The 25427-nt window shown below is 30.5% G+C and carries 26 protein-coding genes; 6 read left to right on the top strand and 20 right to left on the bottom strand.

The genetic code is table 11. The features are described 5' to 3' along the window. Positions 1 to 53: 53 nt before the first annotated feature. From dut to KO494_RS00870, 15 genes are all read right to left on the bottom strand, one after another. Entirely contained in the window at positions 54 to 488 is a 435-nt protein-coding gene (gene dut / locus KO494_RS00940; RefSeq protein ID WP_215965707.1) for a dUTP diphosphatase, read from the bottom strand. Positions 489 to 537: 49 nt separating this feature from the next. Beyond that, entirely contained in the window at positions 538 to 1998 is a 1461-nt protein-coding gene (locus KO494_RS00935) for an oligosaccharide flippase family protein (protein WP_215965706.1), read from the bottom strand. A 65-nt stretch (positions 1999 to 2063) separates the two neighbouring features. Then, positions 2064 to 2600 carry a hypothetical protein gene (locus KO494_RS00930; RefSeq protein WP_215965705.1) on the bottom strand — a complete coding sequence of 179 codons (537 nt, stop codon included), beginning with the start codon at positions 2598 to 2600 and terminating at the stop codon, positions 2064 to 2066. Positions 2601 to 2718: 118 nt separating this feature from the next. Then, positions 2719 to 3579, bottom strand: coding sequence for an ATP synthase F1 subunit gamma (atpG, locus tag KO494_RS00925; protein ID WP_215965704.1), 861 nt, complete (start codon positions 3577 to 3579; stop codon positions 2719 to 2721). 100 nt (positions 3580 to 3679) lie between these two features. Then, complete coding sequence (gene atpA / locus KO494_RS00920; protein WP_215965703.1) at positions 3680 to 5260, bottom strand: F0F1 ATP synthase subunit alpha; 1581 nt, start codon at positions 5258 to 5260, stop codon at positions 3680 to 3682. Positions 5261 to 5301: 41 nt separating this feature from the next. After that, complete coding sequence (gene atpH, locus KO494_RS00915) at positions 5302 to 5838, bottom strand: ATP synthase F1 subunit delta (RefSeq protein ID WP_215965702.1); 537 nt, start codon at positions 5836 to 5838, stop codon at positions 5302 to 5304. A 9-nt stretch (positions 5839 to 5847) separates the two neighbouring features. Then, positions 5848 to 6348, bottom strand: a complete 501-nt coding sequence (locus tag KO494_RS00910) for a F0F1 ATP synthase subunit B (protein WP_215965701.1) — start codon at positions 6346 to 6348, stop codon at positions 5848 to 5850. A 90-nt stretch (positions 6349 to 6438) separates the two neighbouring features. Then, a complete protein-coding gene (gene atpE, locus KO494_RS00905) occupies positions 6439 to 6627 on the bottom strand; it encodes an ATP synthase F0 subunit C (protein WP_090837241.1) in 189 nt (62 codons plus the stop codon). A 40-nt stretch (positions 6628 to 6667) separates the two neighbouring features. Next, on the bottom strand, positions 6668 to 7780 hold the full coding sequence (gene atpB, locus KO494_RS00900) for a F0F1 ATP synthase subunit A (protein WP_215965700.1): 1113 nt from the start codon (positions 7778 to 7780) through the stop codon (positions 6668 to 6670). Positions 7781 to 7916: 136 nt separating this feature from the next. Beyond that, positions 7917 to 8288 carry a DUF6168 family protein gene (locus tag KO494_RS00895; RefSeq protein WP_215965699.1) on the bottom strand — a complete coding sequence of 124 codons (372 nt, stop codon included), beginning with the start codon at positions 8286 to 8288 and terminating at the stop codon, positions 7917 to 7919. A 6-nt stretch (positions 8289 to 8294) separates the two neighbouring features. After that, positions 8295 to 8537 (bottom strand): AtpZ/AtpI family protein, encoded by a 243-nt coding sequence (locus KO494_RS00890; RefSeq protein WP_215965698.1) that lies wholly within the window; start codon positions 8535 to 8537, stop codon positions 8295 to 8297. Beyond that, positions 8503 to 8913, bottom strand: coding sequence for a polymer-forming cytoskeletal protein (locus KO494_RS00885; RefSeq protein WP_215965697.1), 411 nt, complete (start codon positions 8911 to 8913; stop codon positions 8503 to 8505). The genes KO494_RS00890 and KO494_RS00885 overlap by 35 nt, the downstream gene beginning before the upstream one ends. Positions 8914 to 8926: 13 nt before the next feature. Next, positions 8927 to 11500 carry a tetratricopeptide repeat protein gene (locus KO494_RS00880; protein ID WP_215965696.1) on the bottom strand — a complete coding sequence of 858 codons (2574 nt, stop codon included), beginning with the start codon at positions 11498 to 11500 and terminating at the stop codon, positions 8927 to 8929. Positions 11501 to 11773: 273 nt separating this feature from the next. Further along, positions 11774 to 12481 (bottom strand): ABC transporter ATP-binding protein, encoded by a 708-nt coding sequence (locus KO494_RS00875; protein WP_215965695.1) that lies wholly within the window; start codon positions 12479 to 12481, stop codon positions 11774 to 11776. Positions 12482 to 12492: 11 nt separating this feature from the next. Then, positions 12493 to 14010: a DUF5687 family protein gene (locus KO494_RS00870; protein WP_252730207.1), complete on the bottom strand. Its 1518-nt coding sequence runs from the start codon at positions 14008 to 14010 to the stop codon at positions 12493 to 12495. A 60-nt stretch (positions 14011 to 14070) separates the two neighbouring features. Between KO494_RS00870 and KO494_RS00865 the strand changes: the two genes are divergently transcribed. After that, the gene (locus KO494_RS00865; protein ID WP_215965694.1) at positions 14071 to 15123 is read left to right on the top strand and encodes a ferredoxin--NADP reductase; all 1053 of its coding nucleotides are present in this window, start codon (positions 14071 to 14073) and stop codon (positions 15121 to 15123) included. A 255-nt stretch (positions 15124 to 15378) separates the two neighbouring features. On the opposite strand, the gene KO494_RS00860 is transcribed toward KO494_RS00865, so the two are convergent. Then, positions 15379 to 16392: a glycosyltransferase family 9 protein gene (locus KO494_RS00860; RefSeq protein ID WP_252730206.1), complete on the bottom strand. Its 1014-nt coding sequence runs from the start codon at positions 16390 to 16392 to the stop codon at positions 15379 to 15381. 85 nt (positions 16393 to 16477) lie between these two features. Beyond that, entirely contained in the window at positions 16478 to 17086 is a 609-nt protein-coding gene (locus KO494_RS00855; RefSeq protein WP_215965693.1) for a DUF4254 domain-containing protein, read from the bottom strand. Between the two features lie 206 nt (positions 17087 to 17292). Between KO494_RS00855 and upp the strand changes: the two genes are divergently transcribed. Beyond that, on the top strand, positions 17293 to 17952 hold the full coding sequence (gene upp / locus KO494_RS00850) for a uracil phosphoribosyltransferase (RefSeq protein WP_215965692.1): 660 nt from the start codon (positions 17293 to 17295) through the stop codon (positions 17950 to 17952). Here upp and KO494_RS00845 read toward each other — a convergent pair. Next, complete coding sequence (locus KO494_RS00845; RefSeq protein ID WP_215965691.1) at positions 17923 to 18864, bottom strand: DUF6427 family protein; 942 nt, start codon at positions 18862 to 18864, stop codon at positions 17923 to 17925. The two genes, upp and KO494_RS00845, sit on opposite strands and share 30 nt — an antisense overlap. A 47-nt stretch (positions 18865 to 18911) precedes the next feature. On the opposite strand from KO494_RS00845, the gene KO494_RS00840 reads away from it, so the two are divergent. After that, positions 18912 to 19139, top strand: coding sequence for a uracil phosphoribosyltransferase (locus KO494_RS00840; protein WP_215965690.1), 228 nt, complete (start codon positions 18912 to 18914; stop codon positions 19137 to 19139). A gap of 3 nt (positions 19140 to 19142) precedes the next feature. On the opposite strand, the gene purD is transcribed toward KO494_RS00840, so the two are convergent. Next, a complete protein-coding gene (gene purD, locus KO494_RS00835; RefSeq protein WP_215965689.1) occupies positions 19143 to 20414 on the bottom strand; it encodes a phosphoribosylamine--glycine ligase in 1272 nt (423 codons plus the stop codon). A gap of 84 nt (positions 20415 to 20498) precedes the next feature. Between purD and KO494_RS00830 the strand changes: the two genes are divergently transcribed. From KO494_RS00830 to KO494_RS00820, 3 genes are read left to right on the top strand one after another with little or no spacing between them, the layout of a single operon-like run. Beyond that, entirely contained in the window at positions 20499 to 21809 is a 1311-nt protein-coding gene (locus KO494_RS00830; RefSeq protein ID WP_215965688.1) for a phenylacetate--CoA ligase family protein, read from the top strand. Between the two features lies 1 nt (position 21810). Further along, positions 21811 to 22905 (top strand): non-hydrolyzing UDP-N-acetylglucosamine 2-epimerase, encoded by a 1095-nt coding sequence (gene wecB, locus KO494_RS00825; RefSeq protein WP_215965687.1) that lies wholly within the window; start codon positions 21811 to 21813, stop codon positions 22903 to 22905. Further along, a complete protein-coding gene (locus KO494_RS00820) occupies positions 22906 to 24072 on the top strand; it encodes a glycosyltransferase family 4 protein (protein WP_215965686.1) in 1167 nt (388 codons plus the stop codon). Here the strand turns inward: KO494_RS00820 and KO494_RS00815 are convergent. Continuing rightward, entirely contained in the window at positions 24069 to 25427 is a 1359-nt protein-coding gene (locus KO494_RS00815) for an exopolysaccharide biosynthesis polyprenyl glycosylphosphotransferase (protein ID WP_215965685.1), read from the bottom strand. The genes KO494_RS00820 and KO494_RS00815 overlap by 4 nt on opposite strands.

The following is a 25427-nucleotide window of genomic DNA, read 5'->3' as shown; positions in this document are numbered from 1 at the left end:
TAGACCTTATATTTCTTTTAAGTTATCTGGTTTTAAAAACCTTGCTGTATTGCTTAAGAAACACCTGTGCTACCAAAACCACCTTCTCCTCTATCGGTTTGTGAAAGTGTTTCTACTGCTACCCATTCTGCTCTTTCATGTTTTGCAATTACTAATTGTGCAACACGTTCGCCATTATTAATAGTAAAATCTTCATTTGAAAGGTTTACCAGAATAACACCAATTTCTCCTCTATAATCTGCATCTACCGTTCCAGGAGCATTTAATACTGTAATTCCTTTTTTTGCAGCTAGACCACTTCTTGGTCGTACTTGTGCTTCAAAACCTATTGGTAATTCTATAAATAAGCCTGTTTTAACTATCGTTCTTTCTAAAGGCTTAAGTAGTATTGATTCTGTAATATTTGCTCTTAAATCCATTCCTGCAGAGGCTATGGTTTCATAGTGAGGTAATGCGTGGCTGGATTTGTTTATTATTTTTATATTCATGCTTACTTTCCGCGAAAGCGGTATCATTCGGTTTTTCTATATGGAAAACCTATTTATTAATAAATATTCGTTTTAATTCTTTTTTCTCTAGTTGAAAAACTAAAGTTAAAAATACAATTATTGCACCAATTCCTATAACATAATTTTCTCTAAATTGATAGAAATACAACATAGATAATAATGTTGAAAGCCCGAAATAAAGTAGTATCTTTTTTAAATTATAAGGAATAGGGTAATATTTTTTTCCGAAATAAAAAGACAAGATCATCATAACTGCATAGGCTGAAAATGTAGCAATAGCAGCCCCTTTAAAACCAATGATAGGTATTAATATATAATTTAAAACCAAGGTAATTATTGCTCCTACTATTGAAATATAAGCCCCAAATTTTGTTCTATCTGTAATTTTATACCAAACAGAAAGGTTGTGGTATATGCCTAAACAAAAGTTAGCCAGCAGAATAAAAGGAACAATCCACATAGCTTCATAATAAGCTTCGCTTCTAATAATAAAAGGTTTTAAAACATCTGCAAACACAACAACGGTTAATAGTATTACAGCACCAAAAGCCACAAAATATTCCAGAATTTTAGCATAATTTTTTTGAGGGTTTTCACTTTTTGAATGACTAAAAAAATAGGGCTCTATACCTAAGCGAAAAGCGGTAGCAAATAAAGTCATGAATAATGCCAGCTTATAACATGCCGAGTACATACCAACTTGCTCATCTGCAATAGTAGCTGGTAACAGTTTTTCTAGTAAAATACGATCAAAAGTTTCGTTTACCGAATAGGCAATACCTGCAATAAGTACCGGAAAAGCATACTGCATCATTTTTTTCCATAAAACAGCATCAAACTTAAATTTTAATTTATAATAAAAAGGAAGTAGTAACAACAGTGTTATAGCACTAGCAATTAGGTTTGATATAAAAATATAACTTATTTCAAAATCTTGTTTGTAAATACTATTTAATAAAGAATAATCTTCTGCTAGGTCTTTTAAAAAAAGGAGTAAAAACACATTTAAGCCTAAGTTAATAGCAACATTTAATATTTTTAAAATAGCATAACGCATGGGTTTTGCTGTTGCACGTAACCAGGCAAATGGTACAATAACAAGAGCATCTAAGAGTAAAATAACAAAGACTAAGTTAAGATAGGTAACCTCTATATTAATTAGCGCAGAGATTTGTGTTCTACATAAAAAAGCGATACCTAATAAGCTAAAGGAGCTAATTATTAAGGATAATGCAGAAGTGCTTGTAACGGTTTTTTGGTTTTCTTCTTTATTAAAAAACCTAAAAAAAGCGGTTTCCATTCCGTAGGCCAAAACCACATTAAAAAGCACAAAATAAGCAAAGATAAAAGAAACACGACCATACTCTGCAGTAGATAACACCTTTGGATCTGTATAAAGTGGCACCAAAATAAAACTCATCATTCTAGGTAGCACAGTGGCTAAACCATAAATAAAAGTTTGTTTAAAAAGGGATTTTAATGCGCTCAAGAAGCTTATTTTTTTATTCTGCTAAATATACATGATTAAAAAACGTTTTACAATCCTAAATAGTATTAGTGTTTTGGTGGAGCACTAGGATATTGGTCTCTAGGTTTTTCAGCAAGGTTTTCTATTTTAAAATATTTGGTAACAGCATCTTCTATATAGCTAATAACGCATTCATTATCTTTTAATTGAAAAGGGAATGCTGCATTATTAGGTAATTGATTACCATATTCTGCATTTTTTTCATTGCTCAAAATAATAACTTCCTTTTGATTTGCTTTGGTATTAAAATTTGCAACATAACCTGTTTTAACGGGTTCTAAAGCAGATTGCATACCTCTAAAATACACAGAATCAAAAACCACATTGTTTGGGTTACTAGTAACTACAATTTGCAAATGTATACCAGAACCACCTCCTTTAACACCTGCAACCCAATATTTGTAAAAGCTTTGATCTAAGGTAAAAGAGGTGTTTTCTTGAAAATCTTGCATAGCTAGTTTATTATCTTGAATCTTGGTGTCTTTTATGCTAGAACAGTTTAAAAAACTTGCCATAAAAAAAAGCGTTAAAAGAGATACAATAGCTGTTTTAATAAAGCTCATGACGATATATTTAGTTATTTTAAAGATAGTAAATCAAAAAGTATTCCATAAAAAAACCTCACAAAATGTGAGGTTTTATATATTATTAGTAACTATAAAGAGTATTCAGTAAAAAACACTAGTTATTTAAAGCTTCTGCACCACCAACAATCTCAAGGATTTCGTTAGTAATTGCAGCTTGACGTGCTTTGTTGTACGTTAACTTAAGTTGATCTCTTAGCTCTGTAGCATTATCGGTAGCTTTATGCATTGCTGTCATACGTGCTCCATGCTCTGATGCAAAAGAATCTCTAATACCTTTATATAATTGCGTTTTTAAAGACTTAGGAATTAATTGTTCTACAATTTCTAATTTTGAAGGTTCAAAAATATAATCTGCATTATTAACTGCTTCGCCTGAAACAGGAACAATTGGTAAAAACTGTTCTGTCATTACAATTTGAGTTGCTGCGTTTTTAAACTTGTTATAAACAATTTCAATTTTATCATACTCACCAGCAACAAAAGTATCCATTAGCATTTCTGCAATTTCGGATACATTATCAAAGGTTAAATCGTCAAAAATGTTACTCTTATTATCTATTACAATTCCTTTTTTAGAAAACGCATCGTTTGCTTTTTTTCCTATTGCTAAAACAGATACTTTTTTACCTGCATGTACATTAGAAATTAAGTTTTGTGTTTGCTTAATAATATTAGAATTAAAAGCACCACACAATCCTCTATTAGAGGTGATAGACACGATTAATACATTATTAACTTCACGTTCTTCAGCAAATTTACTTCCAGAATCTGCATCAAGAGTTGCACTTAAACTTTGTAAAAGTTCTGTCAACTTATCTGCATAAGGACGCATTGCTGTAATAGCATCTTGAGCTTTCTTTAATTTTGCGGCAGATACCATTTTCATGGCACTGGTAATCTGCATCGTTGAAGATACTGAAGATATTCTGTTACGTATTTCTTTTAGGTTAGCCATTCTTTATTTTTATAAAGACTCTTCGACAAGCTCAGAGTGACATTAGGTTTAAAATTTAAATTTAGAGTAGCACACAAGTTACTACTCTAAATTTATAGTATTATGCTCTATATTTAGCAGATAATTCTTTACAAACAGTTATTAAAGTGTCTGTAACCTCATCTGTTAATTTTCCTGCTTTTAAAGTATCTAAAACACCTCTGTGTTTTGCGTTTAAGAATTCTAAGAAATCTCTTTCAAATTCTTTTATTTTATCAACAGGAACATCTTTTAATAAGTTTTTAGATCCAGCATAGATAATTGCTACTTGATCTTCTACAGTAAACGGATCGTTTTGACCTTGCTTTAAAATCTCTACGTTACGTTTTCCTTTTTCAATTACATTTAAAGTAACAGCATCTAAATCTGAACCAAATTTAGCGAAAGCTTCTAACTCACGATATTGTGCTTGATCTAATTTTAAAGTACCAGATACTTTTTTCATAGATTTAATTTGTGCGTTACCACCAACACGAGATACAGAAATACCTACGTTAATTGCAGGACGTACACCAGAGTTAAATAAATCTCCATCTAAGAAAATTTGACCATCTGTAATAGAAATTACGTTTGTTGGAATATATGCTGATACATCTCCTGCTTGCGTTTCAATAATTGGTAATGCTGTTAAAGACCCACCACCTTTTACTATTGGTTTTAATGACTCTGGTAAGTCATTCATTTCTTTAGCAATTGCATCATTATTAATCACTTTTGCAGAACGCTCTAATAAACGAGAGTGTAAATAGAATACATCTCCAGGATACGCCTCACGTCCTGGTGGACGACGTAATAATAAAGATACCTCACGGTAAGCAACGGCTTGTTTTGATAAATCATCAAAAACAATTAAAGCTGGTCTACCAGTATCTCTAAAATACTCACCAATAGAAGCTCCTGTAAAAGGTGCATACACTTGCATTGCAGCAGGATCTGATGCATTTGCAGCTACTATTGTTGTGTATGCTAAAGCTCCTTTTTCTTCAAGAGTTTTAGCAATAAGCGCTACTGTTGAGGCTTTTTGCCCAACAGCAACATATATACAATATACAGGCTCACCTGCATCGTAAAATTCTTTTTGATTTAAGATAGCATCAATACAAACAGCAGTTTTACCTGTTTGTCTGTCACCAATTACTAACTCACGTTGTCCTCTACCTACAGGAATCATAGCATCAATTGCTTTAATACCTGTTTGTAATGGTTCTGTTACTGGTTCTCTAAAGATAACACCAGGAGCTTTACGCTCTAAAGGCATTTCATATGTATCACCAGTTATTGGTCCTTTACCATCAATTGGGTTACCTAATGTATCTACAACACGACCTACAATACCTTCTCCTACTTTAATAGAAGCGATACGATTAGTACGTTTTACTGTAGAACCTTCTCTAACTCCTACTGAAGTTCCTAAAAGTACAATACCTACATTATCTTCTTCAAGGTTAAGTACGATACCTTCTAATCCGCCTTCGAATTCTACTAACTCACCATATTGTGCGTTAGATAATCCGTAAGCACGTACAATACCATCACCTACTGTTAATACTGTTCCAACTTCGTCTAATGAAGCGCTTGCTTCAAAACCTGAAAGTTGTTGTTTTAAGATTGCTGATACTTCAGCTGGTTTTACTTCTGCCATCTTTATTAAATTTAGACCCTATGACTAGCTTAGGGCAAGTCTTAGTTTATTGTAAATTCTCTTTTTAACTTGCTTAATTGATTAGCAATACTAGCATTATACTGTGTATCACCAACTCTTAAAATGAAACCACCTAAAATGCTTTCATCTACTATATTTTTTATTGCTGCTTCTTTACCTGTAAGTTCTTTAACTTTTGCTAAAACTTTAGTTTCTAAAGCTTCTGTTAACGGAACTGCTGTTGTAACTGTAGCAATTTGACTACCTTTTTGTTGCTCATATAAAGTAATAAACTTTACAGCTACTTCTGGTAATAAATCTGTACGTTTATTAGTTATTAAAGTATCTATAAGGTTAACCGTTGCAGGGTTAATACCTTTAAAAATCTCTAATAACGCAGATTTTTTAATGCTTGAACTAATTACAGGACTGTAAAGCATATCTTTTAAATCTTTACTTTGCGCTACTGTATTATTAATTAGCTCCATGTCATTGTTTACAACTTCTGTTGTATTATTATCTGTAGCTAAGCTTAAAACTGCTTTTGCGTAACGTATTGCTGCTCTTTCTCCTGCCATGATTTAAACTTAGTTTAATTTAGCATCATTTAACATAGACTCAACTAATTCTAATTGTTTGTCTTTGTTTGATAATTCTTGACGCACTACTTTTTCTGCAATATCTAAAGATAATCCTGCTACGTGACCTTTTAATTCTGCCATAGCTGATTTCTTTTCGCTTTCAATAGCTGCTTGAGCTTGAGCAATCATAGTGTTTGCTTGCGCTTGCGCTTCTGTTTTAGCGTCTTCAATCATTTTATTTTTTAACTCTCTTGCTTCTTTAAGCATAGACTCACGCTCTGCACGTGCTTCTTTTAATAAGTTTGCATTATCTGCTTGCAGATTTTGCATTTCTAATTTAGCGTTTTCTGCTGAATCTAATGCATTTTGAATTCCGTCTTCACGAGATTGTAAAGCGTCTAGAATAGGTTTCCATGCAAATTTTCTCATTAATAATATTAAAATTATTAAGATAACGGCTTGCATAACGAATAAGCCTACTGAAAAGTCGTTTAATAAAGTTTCCATACTATATAGATTACTTAAAAGTGTTTTGTTTAATTTAAAACAGTTTCTGCAACCAACCGTTGCAGAAAACTGTTTCTTTTTGTTTTAGGATTATGCTCCTAAGATTAACGCACCGAATGCTAAACCTTCTAATAAGGCTCCGATGATGATCATTGCAGTTTGAATTTTTCCAGCTGCTTCAGGTTGACGAGCAATACCTTCCATTGCTTTTCCTCCAATTTGACCTAATCCGATTCCTCCTCCGATTACGATTAATCCTGCTCCAATTAAATTGTACATACTAATTTGGTTTTATAAATATTAATTAAACAAATTCTTATTAATGATGGTCATGTTCTTCAACAGCCATTCCTATAAATAACGATGATAACATCGTGAAAATAAATGCTTGTAAAAAGGCTACTAAAATTTCAATAACCGAAATAAATAATGCTAACACTAATGACATTCCTGTTGATCCTACAACACCAAATGATTCTTTCATTGTAATCATTAATGCAATTAAGCTCATTACCACAAAGTGACCTGCTGTCATGTTTGCAAATAAACGCACTAATAAAGAGAAAGGTTTGATTAAAACAAAACCGATTAGCTCTATCACTGCTAATATTGGACGTAAAACTACTGGTACTCCTGGCATCCATAAGGTGTGTTTCCAGAAATCTTTACTTCCACTAAATAAATATATTACTGCAGTAAAAATAGCTAAACAAGCTGTTACTGCTATTTGTCCTGTAACGTTAAACCCTATTGGTGTTAACCCTAATAAATTCAATATCCAGATAAAGAAAAATACAGTTAACAAAAAGCCCATAAACTTACGGTACTTTTTCTCACCAATATTTGGCTTTGCAATATCATCTCTTACATAGATTACTAAAGGCTCTAAAATTCTACCAATACCTTTTGGTACAGAGTGTCCTTTTTTATAACCTCTTGCTAATGCACTAAAACCTAATAACATTAAAAGACCTGCTAGCAACATTCCAAATACAGATTTTGTAATAGAAAAATCTAATACTTTGTGTGCATTTTCTGGGTGGTGGTGCTCATCAAAAGCAACTGTTGTTGCTCCTGCATCTAGCTCGTATATTTTACTGTGCAGTTTTACTAAACGCGTATCTCCTTTTTCTACAATTACGCTTCCACTATCATCGTGATGAAAAGCTGAAGACATAAACGTTTTTAAACCATTACTAGTCCAAACAATTACTGGTAATGGGAAACTAATATGAGTTCCAGACTCATTATGCGTAAACAAATGGAAGTCATGAGAATCTTTTAAGTGATGCGCGATATACTCTTTAATTTCTTGAGCAGTATTCACCGGATTTCCTGGTTCTTGTTTATCACTATTTCCATAAGAGGAAACTGAAAATAAAGTGAGAACTAATATCGCTATAAAATTGATAGATTTTTTTGACACCATCATGCTTTTTGTAACTAAATGAATTTATGCTTTGTAAATTTTGTGCAAATGTAAGTAATAATTTAAAAAAATAAAGGCTTTTTTGAGTTTGATTTTTTTTGAGTTGATTTTTAAACAAAAAAAAGTGAAAAACAGCTGATTATTGGTTATTTAAAAGCCTTGAAACACTAATAGCTTCTATAATTAAAAATAGAAATAGCGGAACAACTAAACCAACTCTTTCTATTTGTGTTAAATCATCTTTAGCAAAAACACTTGATTGAAAAATTAAAACAAATATTCCTATTTTAATAAATATTAAAGTTAAATACGCGTAACCTGCTTGATTTGGTAATTTATCAGAGATTATTTCTATACTAACATATATAATAATAGCTGCTATTAAGTGAAAGGTATATACCTTAAGCAAAGAAAATGACAACACAGCATCTATTAAATAGTTATGAAGGTTGTAGGCTATTAAAAATAAACCAAAAAATATACTGGTTACAACTAAAATACGCTTACTCATTACTTATTATTTTTTGGAAGAATTGTTATTGGTGATTTTTAGCACTTGTTTTATCACAGCATACATAGCTATAAATACAGAAAGTAATGTTATAATTTTATAATACAACTGGTTGGTGTTATTACATTTAACATCTACCCACTCTCCAAGCTTACTTCCTAAATATATAGTAAGTCCCATTTGAATAGCAATAGATGAAAACCGAATAAAAGGATTAAGCTGTTTTTTCTGATTTTTGTTGTTTGCCATGATTTAAATCTTTCACTGCACCTTTCATTACGCACGTTACATTAAATGTTGCTCCTGGTTCTACTTCTAGTTTACCTAAAACAACTTCACCTTCAATATGCGCAGAAGATTTTAAGGTTAGTGTACCTGACAAATTTAAGTTTCCCGAAAATTTACCTTGAAAATACGCGTCTGATGCGCTTAGTTTTCCTTGTATAACTCCAGACTTACCTACTACTACTTTTCCTGGAGTTTGTATGTTTCCGTCTACTGTTCCGTCTATTCTTAAATCCCCTTCACTTAATAAGTCGCCAATAATTTTGGTTCCTTTTGCTATAATGTTTTGGCTTGAAGAATTTTCGTAATTATTTTTATCTTTTTTTTTGTCTGAAAACATAACCTTGGTTTTATTATTGGTACTCTTTAATATAGTCTTCTACATTTTTATGTATTTGAACGATTTGATAGTTTTGGGACGAAATAGCAATAGATGGTTTGGTTATTTTATATCTATCTTCATCTCTTAATATAAAAGCAAATCCTTTTGCTCCATCTATACTTTTTAAACCGTGAACTACTACAAATATGGTTTCAGGATCATATACATCTACAGATGTACTTAAATCATAATGCGAAATATTAGAGTTCACTTCGTTTAAAGTTTTTACAAAGCTTGTTATTTCTTCTGTATCTGTAGCATTAAATTTATATAAAACCTTATAGTTTCCTTTTAAGGTATCTGAAACAAATACTTTTTTAGATAATTTTGGCAATGCAGTACTTACTAGGTTTTGTGCCTGTTTACCTTCTGGTGTATTTGCATAGTTTAGTGCTACAAAATTAATTGCTTTACTATAGGCCTCATAACCATATAACCGTCCTGTAGTAGTAGCCTTAAGAAGTTCGAACTTTGAAACAATATCTTCTGCTTCAAAAGCAGTAATATAGGTATCTATATTAGAAAGCACTTTGGCATATTCTTGATTTGTAAATTGATTGTAAAGGTTTTTATAAATTGTTTCTGGACTATTTTTATCTTCGAGATTTGCAGCTTCGGGATTGTTTAAAATGGTTGCGTATCTAGAATCTGGATAAGTAGTTATGATATCTTCTTTTATGAAGTTTGCTTCTGTTTCCTCTCCTAATAACTGATATATTTTATACAAGTTATATTTTGATGGAAGTATTAAGTTTTCTTCAGGGTTATTATCTAGTAATTGTGTAAAGTTAGTAATAGCTAAAGAGTATTCTTTAAATTTCTCTTTATAAATTAAACCCAACTGGTAATAGGCAAAGTTTCGTTCTTTAGCAATACTGTCTACTACTTTTTCTTCTGAAGGGATTTGAGCTATATAAAAATGAGGGTCATACAATTCTTCATTAGATGCATTAGTTATTGCTGTATTTGTTTCTGTAGTACTTATTGCAGATTTAATACTATTAGACCATCTCCAATCGTCTTGTAATTTACGATTTCCCCAATTTTTAGTAAATTCTGATTTACCATAAGCTACTGTTGTTGTATTATAAAAGTAAAAAGAAGATCCTTGTCCAGACATTGGTCCTCCTGAAGATCCTTTTACTCCAATTAATCCTGAAGTACTATTACCAAAATTATTATTTACAGATACAAGTTCTTTGTTTTTTTCTGCTGCTTCTAGTCTTTCTTGTTCTTTTTCTGCAGCTATTTTAAGTTTTTCAATATATTCCTCAAAATAGGCAATCTTAGCTTCTTTTGGTAAAGCTACTAGTTGTAATATGCTATCGTTGTTTTTTGCAATATCTTCATAGTAAATAACATCTTCTAAGTTGTCTCTTTTACGCTTAATAACTCGATATGGCTTACTGTTTTGTACCATATTTGTCATGGTACTATCATAATAATCTCCTGCATCTTTATATTCTGCTACATCAAATTTCATGTCACCAATAATTTCATAATTTTTGGCTTTTAAAACTTTGTCATTAGAATCTGTACGCAGCGATTTGTTATAATACACAAGCGCCAGGGAATCTGAATTATTTTTTACATGATACTCGGCTATTTGGTGATAAATTTTATCTAAATAAGGTCTGTTTTCGCGATTTTCTTCTAAATCGGTTAACAGTTCAAAAAATTCAAGTTTGTTGCCTTGGTTATAATCAAAGTTTTTAGCTTTTTCAATATGTGCACTAATAAGATACATTCTTGGCGTACTACGGTTAAGATCTATCACTCTATCAAAAGCAATATTAGCACTGTCTTTATCTCCTAAAGCATTGTATAACTGCCCTTGAATAAAACGATACCTTCCGCGTTCATCATTACTTTTTGTTGCTTTAGCAGCAATCCCTATTTGTGTGATAGCGCTATCTAAAGATTTTGTATTTATATATGCTTGTGCAAGTATAGAGGTTGCATCTGCTAAATCTTGTCCGCTTAATTCTTCTTGTTCTAAAAGGCGTTTTAAATTTTTAATAGCAAGCTCGTCATTTTCTAAACGTATATTTGTTTTTTCTCTCCAAACCTTAGCTTGGTTTATATTGTTACTTGCAGGATATTTATATAAAATATAATTAAAAGATTCTAAAGCAGGTACAAAACGCTGGTCAAAATAACGCGCTTTTCCTAAAAGTAAATATGCTTCGTCTATTTGGTAATTATATTCTTTACCCTGAATATTCATACCGTGTTTTTGAATGGCTTTTACTGCTTTTTCTTCGGCTCTACTAAAGCTTTGGTTTTTGTTTTGTCCAGGCAGTGTAACCTCTTCAAAAACCTGCATACGCTCAATAGGAAGAATTTCCCAATAATTATCGGTATAGTTTTGTATAAGGTTTTCTCTACCTTCTTCTAATGCATTATAACCATTAAAAAGTACGTTGTCTCTTGCAGCTAAAGCATGGTAGTTTCTGCTAATAAAAGTGTTCTTTTTTCTAGAACAGCTAGTTATTAAAGTAACTAAAACTAAAAGGGTTAATATTATTTTGTAAGATGTTTTCATTTTAATAAAAATTTTCATTTTTGCGAATAACTAAATAAAAATTTTCTGCAAAAATCAACTGCTTCACATTCGTACAAAAAATAGAATTATTTTGTCTAGTAGTAAAAATATTAAATTTATTTATGCTCATTATAAAAGCGGTGTATTTAACTCAAATAAATAACTGTAAACTCAGGCAAATATTATAAATACTATCACTTACTTGCAATAAATGCTACATAAGTAGGTAAAAATACGCATCTTTTTTTATTTAGCTATAAAAACTAGTTGTTTTTAGATTTTTTGTGTTCCTGCAAAATGATTTTCAAGTTCTTTTAAAGTGGCTTGACTTGTAACAATATCTTTAACAATTTCTCCTTTTTCTAATACAACAATACGCTCACAAACATCTGTAACATGCATTAAATCATGACTAGAAATAAGCACTGTTACCCCTTGCTCTTTTGCTAGGTCTTTTACTATTTGTTTTAGTTTTATTTGTGTAGTTGGATCTAGATTAGCAAAAGGCTCATCTAAAATAATTACTTCAGGATTACCAATAAGAGCAGCAACAATTCCTGCTTTTTTTTGATTTCCTTTACTTAAATCTCTTAAATACTTTTTCTGACCAAGAATTTCGCCGTGAAAAAAATCTTCAAATGTAGCTACTAATGCATCTACATCTGCTTTATTTTGCCCTCTAAGTTCACCAACAAAATAAAAGTATTCTTCTGCAGTGAGGTAACCAATTAAAAAACTTTCGTCTATAAAAGAAGAAGTAAATGGTTTCCAGTCTTCACTAAGGTTTACTTGAATATCATTGTTTTTAATACATCCTGTAGTTGGTTGTATTAAATCTAATAATAAACTAAAATACGTGGTTTTTCCTGCACCATTATTACCAACCAAACCAAAACTCTGCCCTTTAGGAATCTCTAAATGCGCTATGTTTAAAACCGGATTAGTATTATATTTTTTGGAAAGATTTGTAGTCGTTATCATCTTGTTATTTTTTAATTATCTTGATCAAAAGCAGCAATCATTTTATGTTTTGAAGCCAGGTATTTTTTGGTAATAAATTGCATTATTTTTTGGTGTAAAATAATTCCTGTTACACCTAAAAGCGTTAATACTAGAATACCAATTTCAAAGCTAAAAGCAAAATTAAAAACAGCAAAAATACCTATTGGTAAAAGCAATAAAGGCAAACCAATAAGCCATTGCACAGCTCCAGTACCTTGAAAATTAAAGGCTGCTCTTTGATTTAAATCAATTTTTTTACGGTTAAAAGAACCTCCTAGTAAAATAACATATGTATTTACACCTATGTTATATACTGCTGCAGCAAAATGGGCTAGTAGTATTTTCCAACCAAAGTACACATAAGGTATACTTAGTACAAACAATAAAATAACACTTAAAGTCATTAATGTGTATTTAGATTTTAAGTATTGTTGGTACTTAATATTTTGACTCATTAGCATTTTGTAATACCCACTATCCCAAGCCGGAATGAATTGCCCAAAGTTGATAAGAAAAATACCTGTAACAAATATGCCTACAAAAGCAAACAAAAATTCTTTGTCTTGGTATATAGGATTAGGATAAAAGAACAAACCATACAAAAGACCAAAAGCCAACATCCAAACTGCAGATTTTGGTCTTTTATTACGCCAGAGTAATTTTAAATCTAGTTGCATAAAAGGTGCTATATCACCAAATTTTTTAGTCCATTCAAGATTTGAAGCTTGTACTTCTTGCGTTTTTGTTTGTAAAGAACTGTCTAAAAACAATTTATTACGAAGTATTGTAAAGTTATACCAATACAAACCAATTAATATAAAAAAGAGCACCACTAACAACAACGGATTAGCAGCAACAGACTGAATACCAGAAGACAGTAGATCTGCAATATTTATTAATTCAAAATGGTTTAATGTATAAAGAGAACCTGCAAAAAGAATAACAGGTAAAAAAGACAACTCTGTTTTGGCTGCAAGGCTTTCAATAATAAAATTTAAATAATTATTAATAAGCGTAATTAGCAGCATGGTAAACATCCAAACCACAATGGTAGAAACAGAATAACCGTTAAAGATAAGGGTTAAGCCAAAAGGTACAATAGCAAATAAAGGCAAGAAATTAAAAAAGGACAATGCCGATTTATTCAATACAAAATTCACTATTTTTTTACGTTTTATAGGCAGCACAAGTAATGGTTTTACACTCATTACAGGTAATTTCTGAAAGAAAAACCGAAGCACTAAATCTCCTAAAATCCAGAAGAAAATAAAACCATTAAAAAGAATAAAAGGGTCACTTTCTGGAGATATTTTTTTTAGCAATGGATACATGGCAACACCCATAATTAAAAACATGCCAATAAAATATAATGCAAAAAAGATCATTACTATTTTTAGCGCTACACTTTTACCAAAGCTTGCAGACCTAGTAAATTGTTTCCACTCTAAATCTAAAAAACGTTGTATCATTATGGTTGGTTTTAAATCATTAGTAATATTAAAGCTCATTTTGTTACAAACAAAATGAAATTACTGTTTTAGTTTCTTATTTTTACAAAAAATAAAAATATGTCACAATTTCATACATTAACCATTAAAGATATACAAAGAGAAACAGAAAAGGCTGTAACTATTTCTTTTAATGTTCCTGACAATTTAAAAGAAGCTTTTACTTTTAAAGCAGGACAATATATAACTATAAAAACCCTTATTAATGGTAACGAGGTAAGACGCGATTACTCCTTATGCGCTTCACCAAAAAGCGGTGAATTAAAAGTTGCTGTAAAAGAAGTTGAAGGAGGTACTTTTTCTGCTTATGCAAACAATAACTTACAAATTGGTGACACTTTAGAAGTAGCTTCGCCAAAAGGTAGATTTGTATTTACACCTAACGACTCTATAACAAAAAACATAGCAGCATTTGCTGCAGGAAGCGGTATTACTCCTATTTTAAGCATTATAAAATGTGCTTTAGAAGAAGAAATACACAGTAAGGTAATTCTTGTTTACGGAAACAAAACGAACAAAGAAACCATGTTTTTAAAAGAGTTGTTAGATTTACAACATGCGTATAAAGATAGATTTTCTATACAGTTTTTATTTAGTCAACAAGATGAAGACGATGCTATTTTTGGAAGAATAGAAAAAAGCACTGTAAATTATGTGATGAAAAATAAGCATAAAAACATAGATGTAGATGCTTTTTATCTTTGCGGACCAGAAGCAATGATTTATACTGTTAAAGATGTTTTAACAGAACACGAAATACCTAAAGAACGTATTCACTTTGAACTTTTTAAAGCTGCAAAAACAGCTCCTGTAAATGAAGAAGTTGCTAGCGGAAATACAGAAATTACCATAACTGTAGATGATGAAACAGCAACATTTACTATGTCTCAAAAACAATCTATTCTAGAGGCTGCTTTAGATGAAGATTTAGATGCTCCTTATTCTTGTCAAGGAGGAATTTGTAGCAGCTGCATCGCTAGAGTTACAGAAGGAAAAGCAACAATGAGACAAAATAACATTTTAACAGAAAGCGAATTGGCTGAAGGTTTAATTTTAACTTGTCAAGCGCACCCAACAACACCTAAAATTACTGTTGATTATGATGATGTATAAAGAATAAAAAACACGCTAAATTAGCATTAATCTTCTTTTTATCGATGATACATGTTGTTTCAACCTAACAAACACACACTTTAACGATTATATAGTTTTTAACTTGAGGTTTGCTTCTTTTAATAAATAAAGCAAATATATTCGTTTAAGTTTTAAACAAAAATAATAATAGTTAGGGATTATTTATTTTATGGTATGTTTAAAATGAGCCCTACTCTTTGGAGTAGGGTTTTTTGTTTTATACCTATTACTATTTTAAATTATAGTATTTATTGTATCTATAACTTTTTGAGGAGAAATACTTTTTGAAGCTTCTTCATATGCTTTCGGAAAAGTATTTCCGTAGATAGAAGTAGGTATTAAAGGAAATTGTTTTTTATCTGCTAATAGCGCATAATTTTCAGGTTGATTAAACGGATAAAAACCTGCAAAAGGATGCGTTACACCCCAAATTGTAACTACTTTTTTACCAAGCATAGCTGCAATATGGGCGTTTCCAGAATCCATAGACAACATAACATCTAAATTTGAAATTACGTCTAGCTCTTCGTTTAAAGACAACTGTCCTGCTAAATTAATTACATGCGTATTTACCACTAAACTTTTTAGTGCTTCTTTATCTGCTTTTCCTCCAAACAAAAAAACCGTATGTGTTTTAGATAATGCTGCAATAACTACTTGCATAGCATCAAGAGGATACATTTTACTTTTGTACGTAGCAAAAGGCGCAACACCAATCCATTTTCTATTTTTTTCACCAGTTTTAGCAAGTATGCTTGCGCTTAGTTTAACGCGTTTAGCAAACGTTGGATTACTTAAATCTATAGGATAACCTAGTTTTTTAAAAACGGTAGCATAACGCTCATGTGTTGTTTTTAATTGTTTAAAATTTTTTCCTGAAACTAGTGCTTTTTTCTCTGCTCTACCTTTGTTAATTGAAATAAATTTTATGCCAAATAAAAAGACTTTTAAAATTTTAGTACGTAATACATTGTGCAAATCTGCAACAGCATCAATTTGTAATTTTTTTAATTCTTTTGAAAGTTTAAAAAGCCCAAAAACACCCTTATGTTTATTTTTTAAATCTATTGAAAAAACAGAGACATTCTTTATCTCTCTAAAGAAAGGAGCAAAAAAATCTCTTGTTAAAAACGTAATTTTAACATCTGGATATTGCTGTGTAAATGCTTTTAAAACAGGAACAGTCATAGCAACATCTCCCATTGCAGAAAGCCTAATTACTAGTATATGTTTAGGTTGTTTAGCCATATGCTTTTTGTCTTTTTTATTTAAAAAATTAAAAACCACCTTTGTTTAAAAAAGAAAGGTGGTTTTTAGAAATAAAAATTACAATTTATTTTTGTGAACGCAAAACAGGGTTTAGTTCATCATCATTATACATTTTCATTTGTTTATACACTTTCATGTATTTGTCACCATTAGCAATATCATTAAGTAATGTATCTATTGCTGTAGATAAATCTACACGTTGTTCTAATAAAACGTCTAGTTTCTTTTGGCAAGCTGCTTTGTGTGCATCTGTAGCATCTGTACGTGTTGCCTCTTCCTGCATGTGGTATACTTTTAAAGCTAAAATAGATAGTCTGTCTATTCCCCAAGCTGGACTTTCTGTGTTAATGGTTGCATTTTCTTTTACAGTAACCTCTTTATATTTTTCTAAAAAATAACTATCAATATACTCTACCATATCTGTTCTGTCTTGGTTAGAAGCATCAATTTGACGTTTTAATTTTAAAGCTGCAACTGGATCTATTTGCGGATCTCTAATAATATCTTCATAATGCCATTGTACAGTATCTATCCAACATTTTCTGTATAGCAAATGCTCTAATAAATTAGTGTCTTTATCATACACATTAGTAAATGACTGGTCTACTGTATTTAAAATGTGGTATTTATTTATTACGTCTTGAAATATTTTATTCGCTTTTTCTGAAAACATATTTTAATTTATTTGACTGCAAATATACATTAATGAAACCAAAAAGCCACTTAAAGCTATACCCTAAAAAACAACTGGTAGCAATCTAGTTTTACTTTATCCCTATTAAACGTAATGAGATACATTTTAATTTTATTTTAAACTAAAATAAAAAAAGAGAGTAAAACACAAGTAAGTAGTATGTATTTTATTGTTATTTTTATGCCATGAAAATATTTAATCTAGCCAAAGAAAACTCTATTTTAAACACTTTTATTTCTGAAATAAGAGATGAAAAAATTCAAAAAGACAGCATGCGTTTTAGACGAAACATAGAGCGTATAGGTGAAATTTTGGGTTACGAAATGAGTAAATCCCTACAATACAACGCCACAAATGTTACAACTCCTTTAGGAAACTGTAGCATGAATTTATTAAACAATGATATTGTTTTGTGTTCTATATTACGAGCTGGAGTACCCTTACATAACGGTTTATTAAATTATTTTGACAATGCCGAAAATGCTTTTATATCTGCATACAGACATCATAAAGAAGATCCAGATAGTTTTGAAATTATTGTAGAATATTTAGCTTGTCCTAGTTTAGAAAACAAGACTCTTATTCTTGCAGACCCTATGCTAGCAACAGGACAATCTATGCTTGCTACTTATGAAGCTTTAAAACCTTTTGGAAAACCAAAAAACGTACATTTAGTTAGTGTTATTGGTGCTCAAGAAGGTGTAGATTTTATTAATAAAAAATTTAGTGAAGACACTAGTTTATGGATTGCTACTATTGATCCAGAATTAAGTAACAAAGGATATATAGTTCCTGGTTTGGGTGATGCTGGAGACTTAGCTTTTGGCAAAAAATTGCAACACTAAAAGTATCATTGGTGTAACTAATAATATACCAAAAAACACTTCTTTAAACCACTTATCTTTAATCGTTTCTATATAATTAGTTATTATTATTGTTAAAGGTGCAAACAAGAATAAAATTTCACGTCCGTTTTTATTTGGTGCAATAACAAATAATATAAAAGCAAGTATTAACATGGTTAAAATTGTTTTATAGGCTGGCCTTATGGTTCTTATTTTTGTTCTGAAATTTTTTAGATAATAAAAAACAGACCAAAAGCCAAAAGAAAATAGTAAGGTTAAAGCTACTAAAAAAGGTAAGCTATTGTACTTTACAAAACTAAAACTTGTTTGATAATTACTATTAAAAAAACCTAAATACGAGTTATTTACTACAATAGATGTACTTATACATAATATAAAAACAGTTACAACTCCTACTATTGGAATAAGCCAATGCTTTATATCATTACTAGAGTGAAATAATAAAACTAAAGGAATTAACACCAGAAATAAGATAGCCCAAAAATAAAACAACGAAGCAATAGTAATACACAGCGCAGCATCAAACAGTTTACTTTTGGTGTTTTTTTTAGTTCGTAAACTTATTAAACGTCTTAAAGCAAATAGAATAAAAAAATTAGCCCAAATAACCTTAGCACTTATTAATGCGTCTGGTATGAGGAGTAAAAACAAACTAAATAGTATAATTTCTAGATTACTCTTTTGTGTTAAATCGTTTTTTGTGCTTATAAAACTTAACAGTAAAACAGATAAATAAGCTACCGTAAAAGTGATGGTTTGTTTTAAAATAAACAAACTAGATACTGGTTGTTGTACGTGCTTAAATTTAACGATTAAAAACGCTAAAACAGCAAGTACAAAAACGATTAAAAAATTTATTGGTTTAGATTTACTAAAAATACTTGTAATCATTAACTCTTTTTGTATTTTTGTATTGTAAATATACTATTATTACTATTATGAAAGATTTCTTTTACGCAATACAAGACCTATTTGTAAACGTTTTATTTGCACCATTAGATGCAATTAAAAACTTAGAACTTGAAAACTGGTTTGCAGCAAATACTATTTCTTGGATTTTTATTCTTATTGGATTTGTAGCTATGGTATACTGGATGCTTCAATTAAGAATATTTGATCAAAACAAAGAAGAAGATAAAAGCGTTTCTGCACATTCTTATTTATAAGAACTACAGATCAAAACCAATATCTTTACGATAATTCATCTTATCAAAATATAGTTTATCTATACTTTGGTAAGATTTTTTTATTGCCTCTTGGTACGTATCACCATAGCTTGTTACTGCCATAACACGACCTCCTGAAGTTACAATTTTATCGCCATCTAGCTTTGCTCCTGCATGAAAAGCTATAGAGTCTGTAATGTCATGAACTCCTGTTATTTCTTTTCCTTTTTCATATGCTTCAGGGTAACCACCAGAAACTAACATAACTGTTGTTGCTGCACGTTCATCTATTTCAATTTCTATAGCATCTAAGGTTTGATTTGCAATGGCTTGAAATATTTCAACCAAATCATTTTTAAGTCTTGGTAAAACAACTTCTGTTTCAGGATCTCCCATTCTTACATTATACTCTATAACTTTTGGGTCATCACCAACTTTTATTAAACCAATAAACACAAAACCTTTATATGGTAAATTATCTTTTTGTAAACCAGAAATAGTAGGTTTTACAATACGCTCTTCAATTTTACTTAAAAACGCATCAGTAGCAAAAGGTACTGGAGATACTGCTCCCATTCCTCCTGTATTTAACCCTGTATCACCTTCGCCAATACGTTTATAGTCTTTTGCTGTAGGTAATATTTTGTAGTTTTTACCATCTGTTAACACAAAACAACTTAATTCTATTCCGTCTAAAAACTCTTCAATTACCACTTTAGTACTTGCTGCACCAAATTTGGCATCTACAAGCATGCTTTTAAGTTCTGCTTTAGCTTCATCTAGGTCATTTAAAATTAAAACGCCTTTTCCTGCTGCTAATCCGTCTGCTTTTAAAACATAAGGTGCCTTTAAGGTTTCTAAAAAAGCATAACCAGCTTCTACACTAGTTGCATCAAAACTTTGGTAAGCTGCAGTTGGTATATTATGTCTGTATAAAAACTCTTTAGCAAACTCTTTACTTCCTTCTAATTCTGCGGCTGCTTTTTCAGGACCAATAACAGCGACGTGTTTTAGTGCTTCGTCTTGTAAAAAGAAATCATGAACACCTTGTACTAAAGGATCTTCTGGACCAACAACTACCATATCAATTGCTTTTTCTAAAACTAAGGTTTTAATAGATTGAAAGTCTGTTACACCAATATCTACATTAGTAGCAAGTGCTGCTGTACCTGAGTTTCCAGGAGCAACAAAAAGGTTTTTACATAAAGGGCTTTGTGATATTTTCCAAGCAAAAGTATGTTCTCTTCCGCCAGAACCAAGAATTAAAATAGTCATGTTGTAATTTGTTTGCCCAAAAATAAAACTAATGCGCCGAATACACGAATATTTTTTATTTACTTTACAAAAATATCTTTTTGTTTGAATTTATTTAATCTTTCATTATTACTAAACGGCTTTCCTATAAAGAAAGCAAAAAGCACTTTGAAGATGATTCATGGTAAAAATGAAGCCGATTTTGCCGCGTATATACTTCAGAAAAAAAAAGATATTTTTAATTACCATATTCAAAACAACACCTTCTATCATAATATTGCAAAAAATGCTAGTGTTACAGACTGGAAAAACATTCCTGTTATGACAAAAAGTAATTTGCAACAACCTTTAAACAAGAGACTTTCTAAAGGTTTCAACACCAAAAATGTTTATATAAATAAAACTTCGGGCTCTTCTGGAGATCCTTTTGTTTTTGCAAAAGACAAATTTTGCCATGCCTTAACCTGGTCTGTAATACAAAATAGGTTTGGCTGGTTTGGTTTAGATTTTAACAGCTCTAAACAAGCGCGATTTTATGGTATTCCGTTAGATACAAAAGGATATTATAAAGAACGTTTTAAAGACGCATTAAGTAATCGTCATCGATTTTCGGTTTTTGATTTAAGTGATGCTGCTTTTAAAAAATGCTTAAAGAAATTTAAAAACACCCATTTTGATTATATAAATGGCTATACAAGTGCCATTGTACAATTTGCTAAGTATCTTGAGAGAGAAAACATTATTTTAAAGCAGGTTTGCCCTACATTAAAAGCCTGTGTGGTTACTTCTGAAATGCTTTTTGAAGACGATAAAAAACTACTGGAAAAACAATTTGAGCTCCCTGTAGTTAACGAATATGGAGCATCTGAATTAGATTTAATTGCTTTTCAAAACCCTGAAGATCTTTGGCAAGTAAATAGTGAAACGCTTTTTGTTGAAATTCTTGACAAACAAGACAATATTTTACCAAAAGGGGAAGAAGGAAGAATTGTTATTACCTCGCTTTACAATAAAGCTCATCCTTTTATTCGTTATGACATTGGCGATATTGGTATATTATCTAAAAAAAGCACATTACAAAAGCCTATTCTTGAAAAATTAATAGGAAGAACCAATGATATTGCTATTTTACCTAGCGGAAAAAAAGCAGCCGGATTAACGTTTTACTACATTACCAAAAGTATTATTGAAGATCAAGGAAATGTAAAAGAGTTTATAATAGAACAACATACAACAGAAACTTTTAAAGTTATTTATACAAGCGCTGAAGTTATTACAGAAGAAAAAATAAAGCACATTAAAATACAAATGGAAAACTACCTAGAAAAAGGGTTAACCATTATATTTGAAAGACAAGATAAAATAGAACGATCTAAAAGTGGTAAATTAAAACAGTTTAGATCCTTACTCAATTAATATGAACATAACAATTATTGCAGGAGCACGACCAAATTTTATGAAAATAGCTCCTATTATAGAGGCTATTCAAGAAAAAAAAGCACAAGGTTTTAATATAAATTACAGACTGGTTCATACAGGACAACACTATGATAAAAACTTAAGCGATACTTTTTTTAAAGAACTAAACATACCTTTTCCAGATATTAATTTAGAAGTAAAAAGTGGTACACAAGCAGAACAAACGGCTGCTATTATGATTGGTTTTGAAAAAGAATTACAACAAAACCCTTGTAATCTGGTAATGGTTGTTGGTGACGTAACCTCAACCATGGCTTGTACTGTTGTTGCAAAAAAAGCAGGAATAGACGTTGCACATGTTGAGGCAGGAATACGCTCTGGTGATATGAATATGCCAGAAGAAATTAACAGAATTGTAACCGATAGTTTAACCGATTATTTTTTTACCACTTCTAGTTACGCAAACAAAAACTTAGCAAACCTTGGTGTTGCAAAAAGTAAAATTTTCTTTGTTGGAAATGTAATGATTGATACCTTACTAAAACATTTACCAAGACTTAAAAAACCTCAAATCTGGGAAGATTTAAAGCTAGAAGAAAAAAAATATATGGTCATGACTTTACATAGACCTAGTAATGTTGACGAAGAAAACCAACTAAAAAATTTAATACAACAAATTGTAACACTTGGTAAAGATTACCCAATAATATTTCCTGTACACCCAAGAACCAAAAAGCTTTTAGAAGGTTTAGATTTAAATTATAACAATCTGCATTATGTAGAACCTTTAGGTTATTTACATTTTAATTATTTGGTGAAAAATGCTTTTGCAATGCTTACCGATTCTGGAGGAATTACCGAAGAAACCACAGTAATGAATGTACCTTGTATTACGCTTAGAGACTCTACAGAAAGACCTGAAACCTGTGAAATAGGAACCAATGTTTTAGTTGGAAATGATTCTGAAAAAATTGAAGCAACCTTTAAAGAATTGCTTTCTGGAAAATGGAAACAAGGTCAAATACCAGAACTTTGGGATGGTCATGCTGCAAAACGAATTACAGATTGTTTGGTTGAAATATATTCTCTGTAAATGAAAGATATACTTATAATTACCAGTTATTTTCCTCCAGAAATTGGAGCTGCTTCCAATAGAATTTATCATCTTGCCGAAGCTTTACAAGAACGAAACTTTAATGTACAAGTATTAACACCTTTACCTAATTATCCTACTGGTAAAATATTTGATGCCTATCAAAAAAAATTTAAACATACTAGTGTTGAAAAAGGTATAACTATTAATAGATTATGGATTTACGCAACCGTTTCTAAAAACAAGTTTTTACGTTTAATTGCCATGCTATCTTACAGCTTTAGTTTGGTTTGTTTTTTTACTTTTAATAAAATACCAAAAACAGTAATTGTGCAATCACCTCCATTATTGGTTGCTTTTACCGCTATGTTTTTTTTACGATCTAAAAAAAGAAAACTCATTTTAAATGTTAGTGATTTATGGCCTATTGCAGGATTAGAACTTGGTGCATTTAAAAAGAATTTTAGTTATAAAATGCTAGAAAACATTGAGCGTTTTAATTACAAAAAAGCAGATTTAATTTTAGGCCAAAGCAAAGAAATATTAACACATGTAACGTCTTTGTTTCCTAAAAAAGAAACCCTTTTGTATAGAAATTATCCAGAATTTGATGCGCCAGAAATAATAGCTAGAAATACATCGGATAAAAAAATAAAATTGGTTTATGCGGGACTTTTAGGAATTGCACAAGGCATTTACAAGCTATGTACCGAATTAGATTTTAATAACCATGTAGAACTTCATATTTATGGTTCTGGTGCAGAACAGAAGCTTATTGAAGCCTTTATAGAGAAACACCCAGAGCTTCCTATTTATTTTTATGGAAGAGTTACAAGAGAAGAACTACACAAAGTACTTTTACAATATGACATTGCTATCATCCCTTTATTAAATAGAATCTATGGCTCTGTACCTTCCAAAATATTTGAATACGCAAAATTAGGGTTGCCTATTCTATATTTTGGTGGTGGAGAAGGTGAAGATGTAATAAACAACAATAAACTAGGTTGGATTGCTACTGCTGGAGACTATAAAGATTTAAATAGTGTAATTGGTTCTATTCAACTTTCTGAAATCACCTTAGCTTCTAAACAAAAAATAAAAGAAACAGCAGCAACTACTTTTAATTTAAAAGCACAACTTAAAACGCTATCAAACATGCTTTAATAGGCTTTATCTTCGCCATTAACAACATTCATAAAGGTTTGAGTCACTATTTTAATATCTAATAGTAAAGACCAGTTTTCAATGTAAAAAATATCGAATTTTACACGATTAATAATGTCTTTATCTGTTTCAATTTCTCCTCTAAAACCACTTACTTGCGCTAAGCCTGTTATTCCAGGTTTAACAAAGTGTCTTACCATAAACTTATCTACTCGTTTTGCATACATATTGGTATGACTTACCATATGTGGTCTAGGTCCTACTACAGACATATCACCAAACAAAACATTAAAGAATTGCGGTAACTCATCTATACTTGTTTTACGTATAAACTTACCTATTCTTGTTACACGTTGATCACCTCTTGTTGCCTGATTAAAATTAGCATTTTTATTTGGAGTCATGGATCTAAACTTATAGCAATCAAATTCTTTATAATTAAAACCGTTTCTAGACTGTTTAAAGAATATTGGACCTCTAGATTCTATTACAATAAGAATGGCTATAATTGGAGTTAACCAAGAAAGTAGTAAGATAATTACAGCAGATGAGAATACAATATCAAACATTCTCTTAATAAATTGATTAACAGAATCTTCTAAGGGTATATTACGAAAAGAAAGTATTGGTGTATAGTTATAGTATTCGTATTTTAATTTTTTTGAATATATATCTTTATTGTCTGGTAAAAACTTTAATATTTTAAGGTTATTATCTGCAAAATCAATAACTTTTCTTAATTGGCTATTAGAAAGTTGTGATAAAGAGCAGTAAATTTCATCTACATTTTCTTCAAGCAAAAACTTAAAACAATCTTGTAACCCTTCTTCTGTACGGTTTTTAAAATTAAAGGTTTTGGTATGTAAGTAGCCATATTCTGGTTTATCATTAAAAAACTTTTCTAAGGCATGTGTTTGTTTGTTTTTACCTAAAATAGCAGTAACCCTAAAATTACCACCAAAAGACGCTCTATACCTTTGTAATAAATAATACAAAGTGAATTTAAATACGGTTACTAGAACAAATACACTACCTATATATTTAAAAATAGTTTTTGGTAATATGTCTAAATCATAATAAAACCCTGAAAAAGCAAACACAACTAATGTAAAAAGCGCCATTTGCCTAAAAATAAGTGTCATGATAACAACTTCTCTAGTATACCTAAAAACAGCATAAAATTTAGATAGTGTAGAGATTATTATCCAGGATAAAGAAATTATACCAACAAAAGAAATAGGTTCAACACTTTTAAAAAAATAAAGTAATGCTAAACTATTAATAATAATTAAATCAATTAAATATGATATAGGCCTTAAATAGACGGAATATCTCCCTTGGTTAAATGTGTTCAA

Source organism: Lacinutrix sp. C3R15 (assembly GCF_018860825.1).
Lineage (GTDB): Bacteria > Bacteroidota > Bacteroidia > Flavobacteriales > Flavobacteriaceae > Oceanihabitans.
The sequence above is the reverse complement of the archived record's forward strand: the minus strand, read 5'-3'. Positions and strand labels throughout refer to the sequence as shown.

Excerpts from the sequence above, each read along its gene's own strand:
- atpG (WP_215965704.1), bottom strand. The coding sequence starts at position 3,579 with ATGGCTAACCTAAAAGAAATACGTAACAGAATATCTTCAGTATCTTCA.
- dut (WP_215965707.1), bottom strand. The coding sequence starts at position 488 with ATGAATATAAAAATAATAAACAAATCCAGCCACGCATTACCTCACTAT.
- KO494_RS00840 (WP_215965690.1), top strand. The coding sequence starts at position 18,912 with ATGAAAGATTTCTTTTACGCAATACAAGACCTATTTGTAAACGTTTTA.
- KO494_RS00885 (WP_215965697.1), bottom strand. The coding sequence starts at position 8,913 with ATGTTTTCAGACAAAAAAAAAGATAAAAATAATTACGAAAATTCTTCA.
- KO494_RS00895 (WP_215965699.1), bottom strand. The coding sequence starts at position 8,288 with ATGAGTAAGCGTATTTTAGTTGTAACCAGTATATTTTTTGGTTTATTT.
- KO494_RS00930 (WP_215965705.1), bottom strand. The coding sequence starts at position 2,600 with ATGAGCTTTATTAAAACAGCTATTGTATCTCTTTTAACGCTTTTTTTT.
- KO494_RS00880 (WP_215965696.1), bottom strand. The coding sequence starts at position 11,500 with ATGAAAACATCTTACAAAATAATATTAACCCTTTTAGTTTTAGTTACT.
- KO494_RS00860 (WP_252730206.1), bottom strand. The coding sequence starts at position 16,392 with ATGGCTAAACAACCTAAACATATACTAGTAATTAGGCTTTCTGCAATG.
- KO494_RS00910 (WP_215965701.1), bottom strand. The coding sequence starts at position 6,348 with ATGGAAACTTTATTAAACGACTTTTCAGTAGGCTTATTCGTTATGCAA.
- KO494_RS00890 (WP_215965698.1), bottom strand. The coding sequence starts at position 8,537 with ATGGCAAACAACAAAAATCAGAAAAAACAGCTTAATCCTTTTATTCGG.
- atpH (WP_215965702.1), bottom strand. The coding sequence starts at position 5,838 with ATGGCAGGAGAAAGAGCAGCAATACGTTACGCAAAAGCAGTTTTAAGC.
- KO494_RS00820 (WP_215965686.1), top strand. The coding sequence starts at position 22,906 with ATGAAAGATATACTTATAATTACCAGTTATTTTCCTCCAGAAATTGGA.
- wecB (WP_215965687.1), top strand. The coding sequence starts at position 21,811 with ATGAACATAACAATTATTGCAGGAGCACGACCAAATTTTATGAAAATA.
- atpE (WP_090837241.1), bottom strand. The coding sequence starts at position 6,627 with ATGTACAATTTAATTGGAGCAGGATTAATCGTAATCGGAGGAGGAATC.
- purD (WP_215965689.1), bottom strand. The coding sequence starts at position 20,414 with ATGACTATTTTAATTCTTGGTTCTGGCGGAAGAGAACATACTTTTGCT.
- KO494_RS00875 (WP_215965695.1), bottom strand. The coding sequence starts at position 12,481 with ATGATAACGACTACAAATCTTTCCAAAAAATATAATACTAATCCGGTT.
- KO494_RS00845 (WP_215965691.1), bottom strand. The coding sequence starts at position 18,864 with ATGATTACAAGTATTTTTAGTAAATCTAAACCAATAAATTTTTTAATC.
- KO494_RS00870 (WP_252730207.1), bottom strand. The coding sequence starts at position 14,010 with ATGAGCTTTAATATTACTAATGATTTAAAACCAACCATAATGATACAA.
- atpB (WP_215965700.1), bottom strand. The coding sequence starts at position 7,780 with ATGATGGTGTCAAAAAAATCTATCAATTTTATAGCGATATTAGTTCTC.
- upp (WP_215965692.1), top strand. The coding sequence starts at position 17,293 with ATGAAAATATTTAATCTAGCCAAAGAAAACTCTATTTTAAACACTTTT.
- KO494_RS00865 (WP_215965694.1), top strand. The coding sequence starts at position 14,071 with ATGTCACAATTTCATACATTAACCATTAAAGATATACAAAGAGAAACA.
- atpA (WP_215965703.1), bottom strand. The coding sequence starts at position 5,260 with ATGGCAGAAGTAAAACCAGCTGAAGTATCAGCAATCTTAAAACAACAA.
- KO494_RS00855 (WP_215965693.1), bottom strand. The coding sequence starts at position 17,086 with ATGTTTTCAGAAAAAGCGAATAAAATATTTCAAGACGTAATAAATAAA.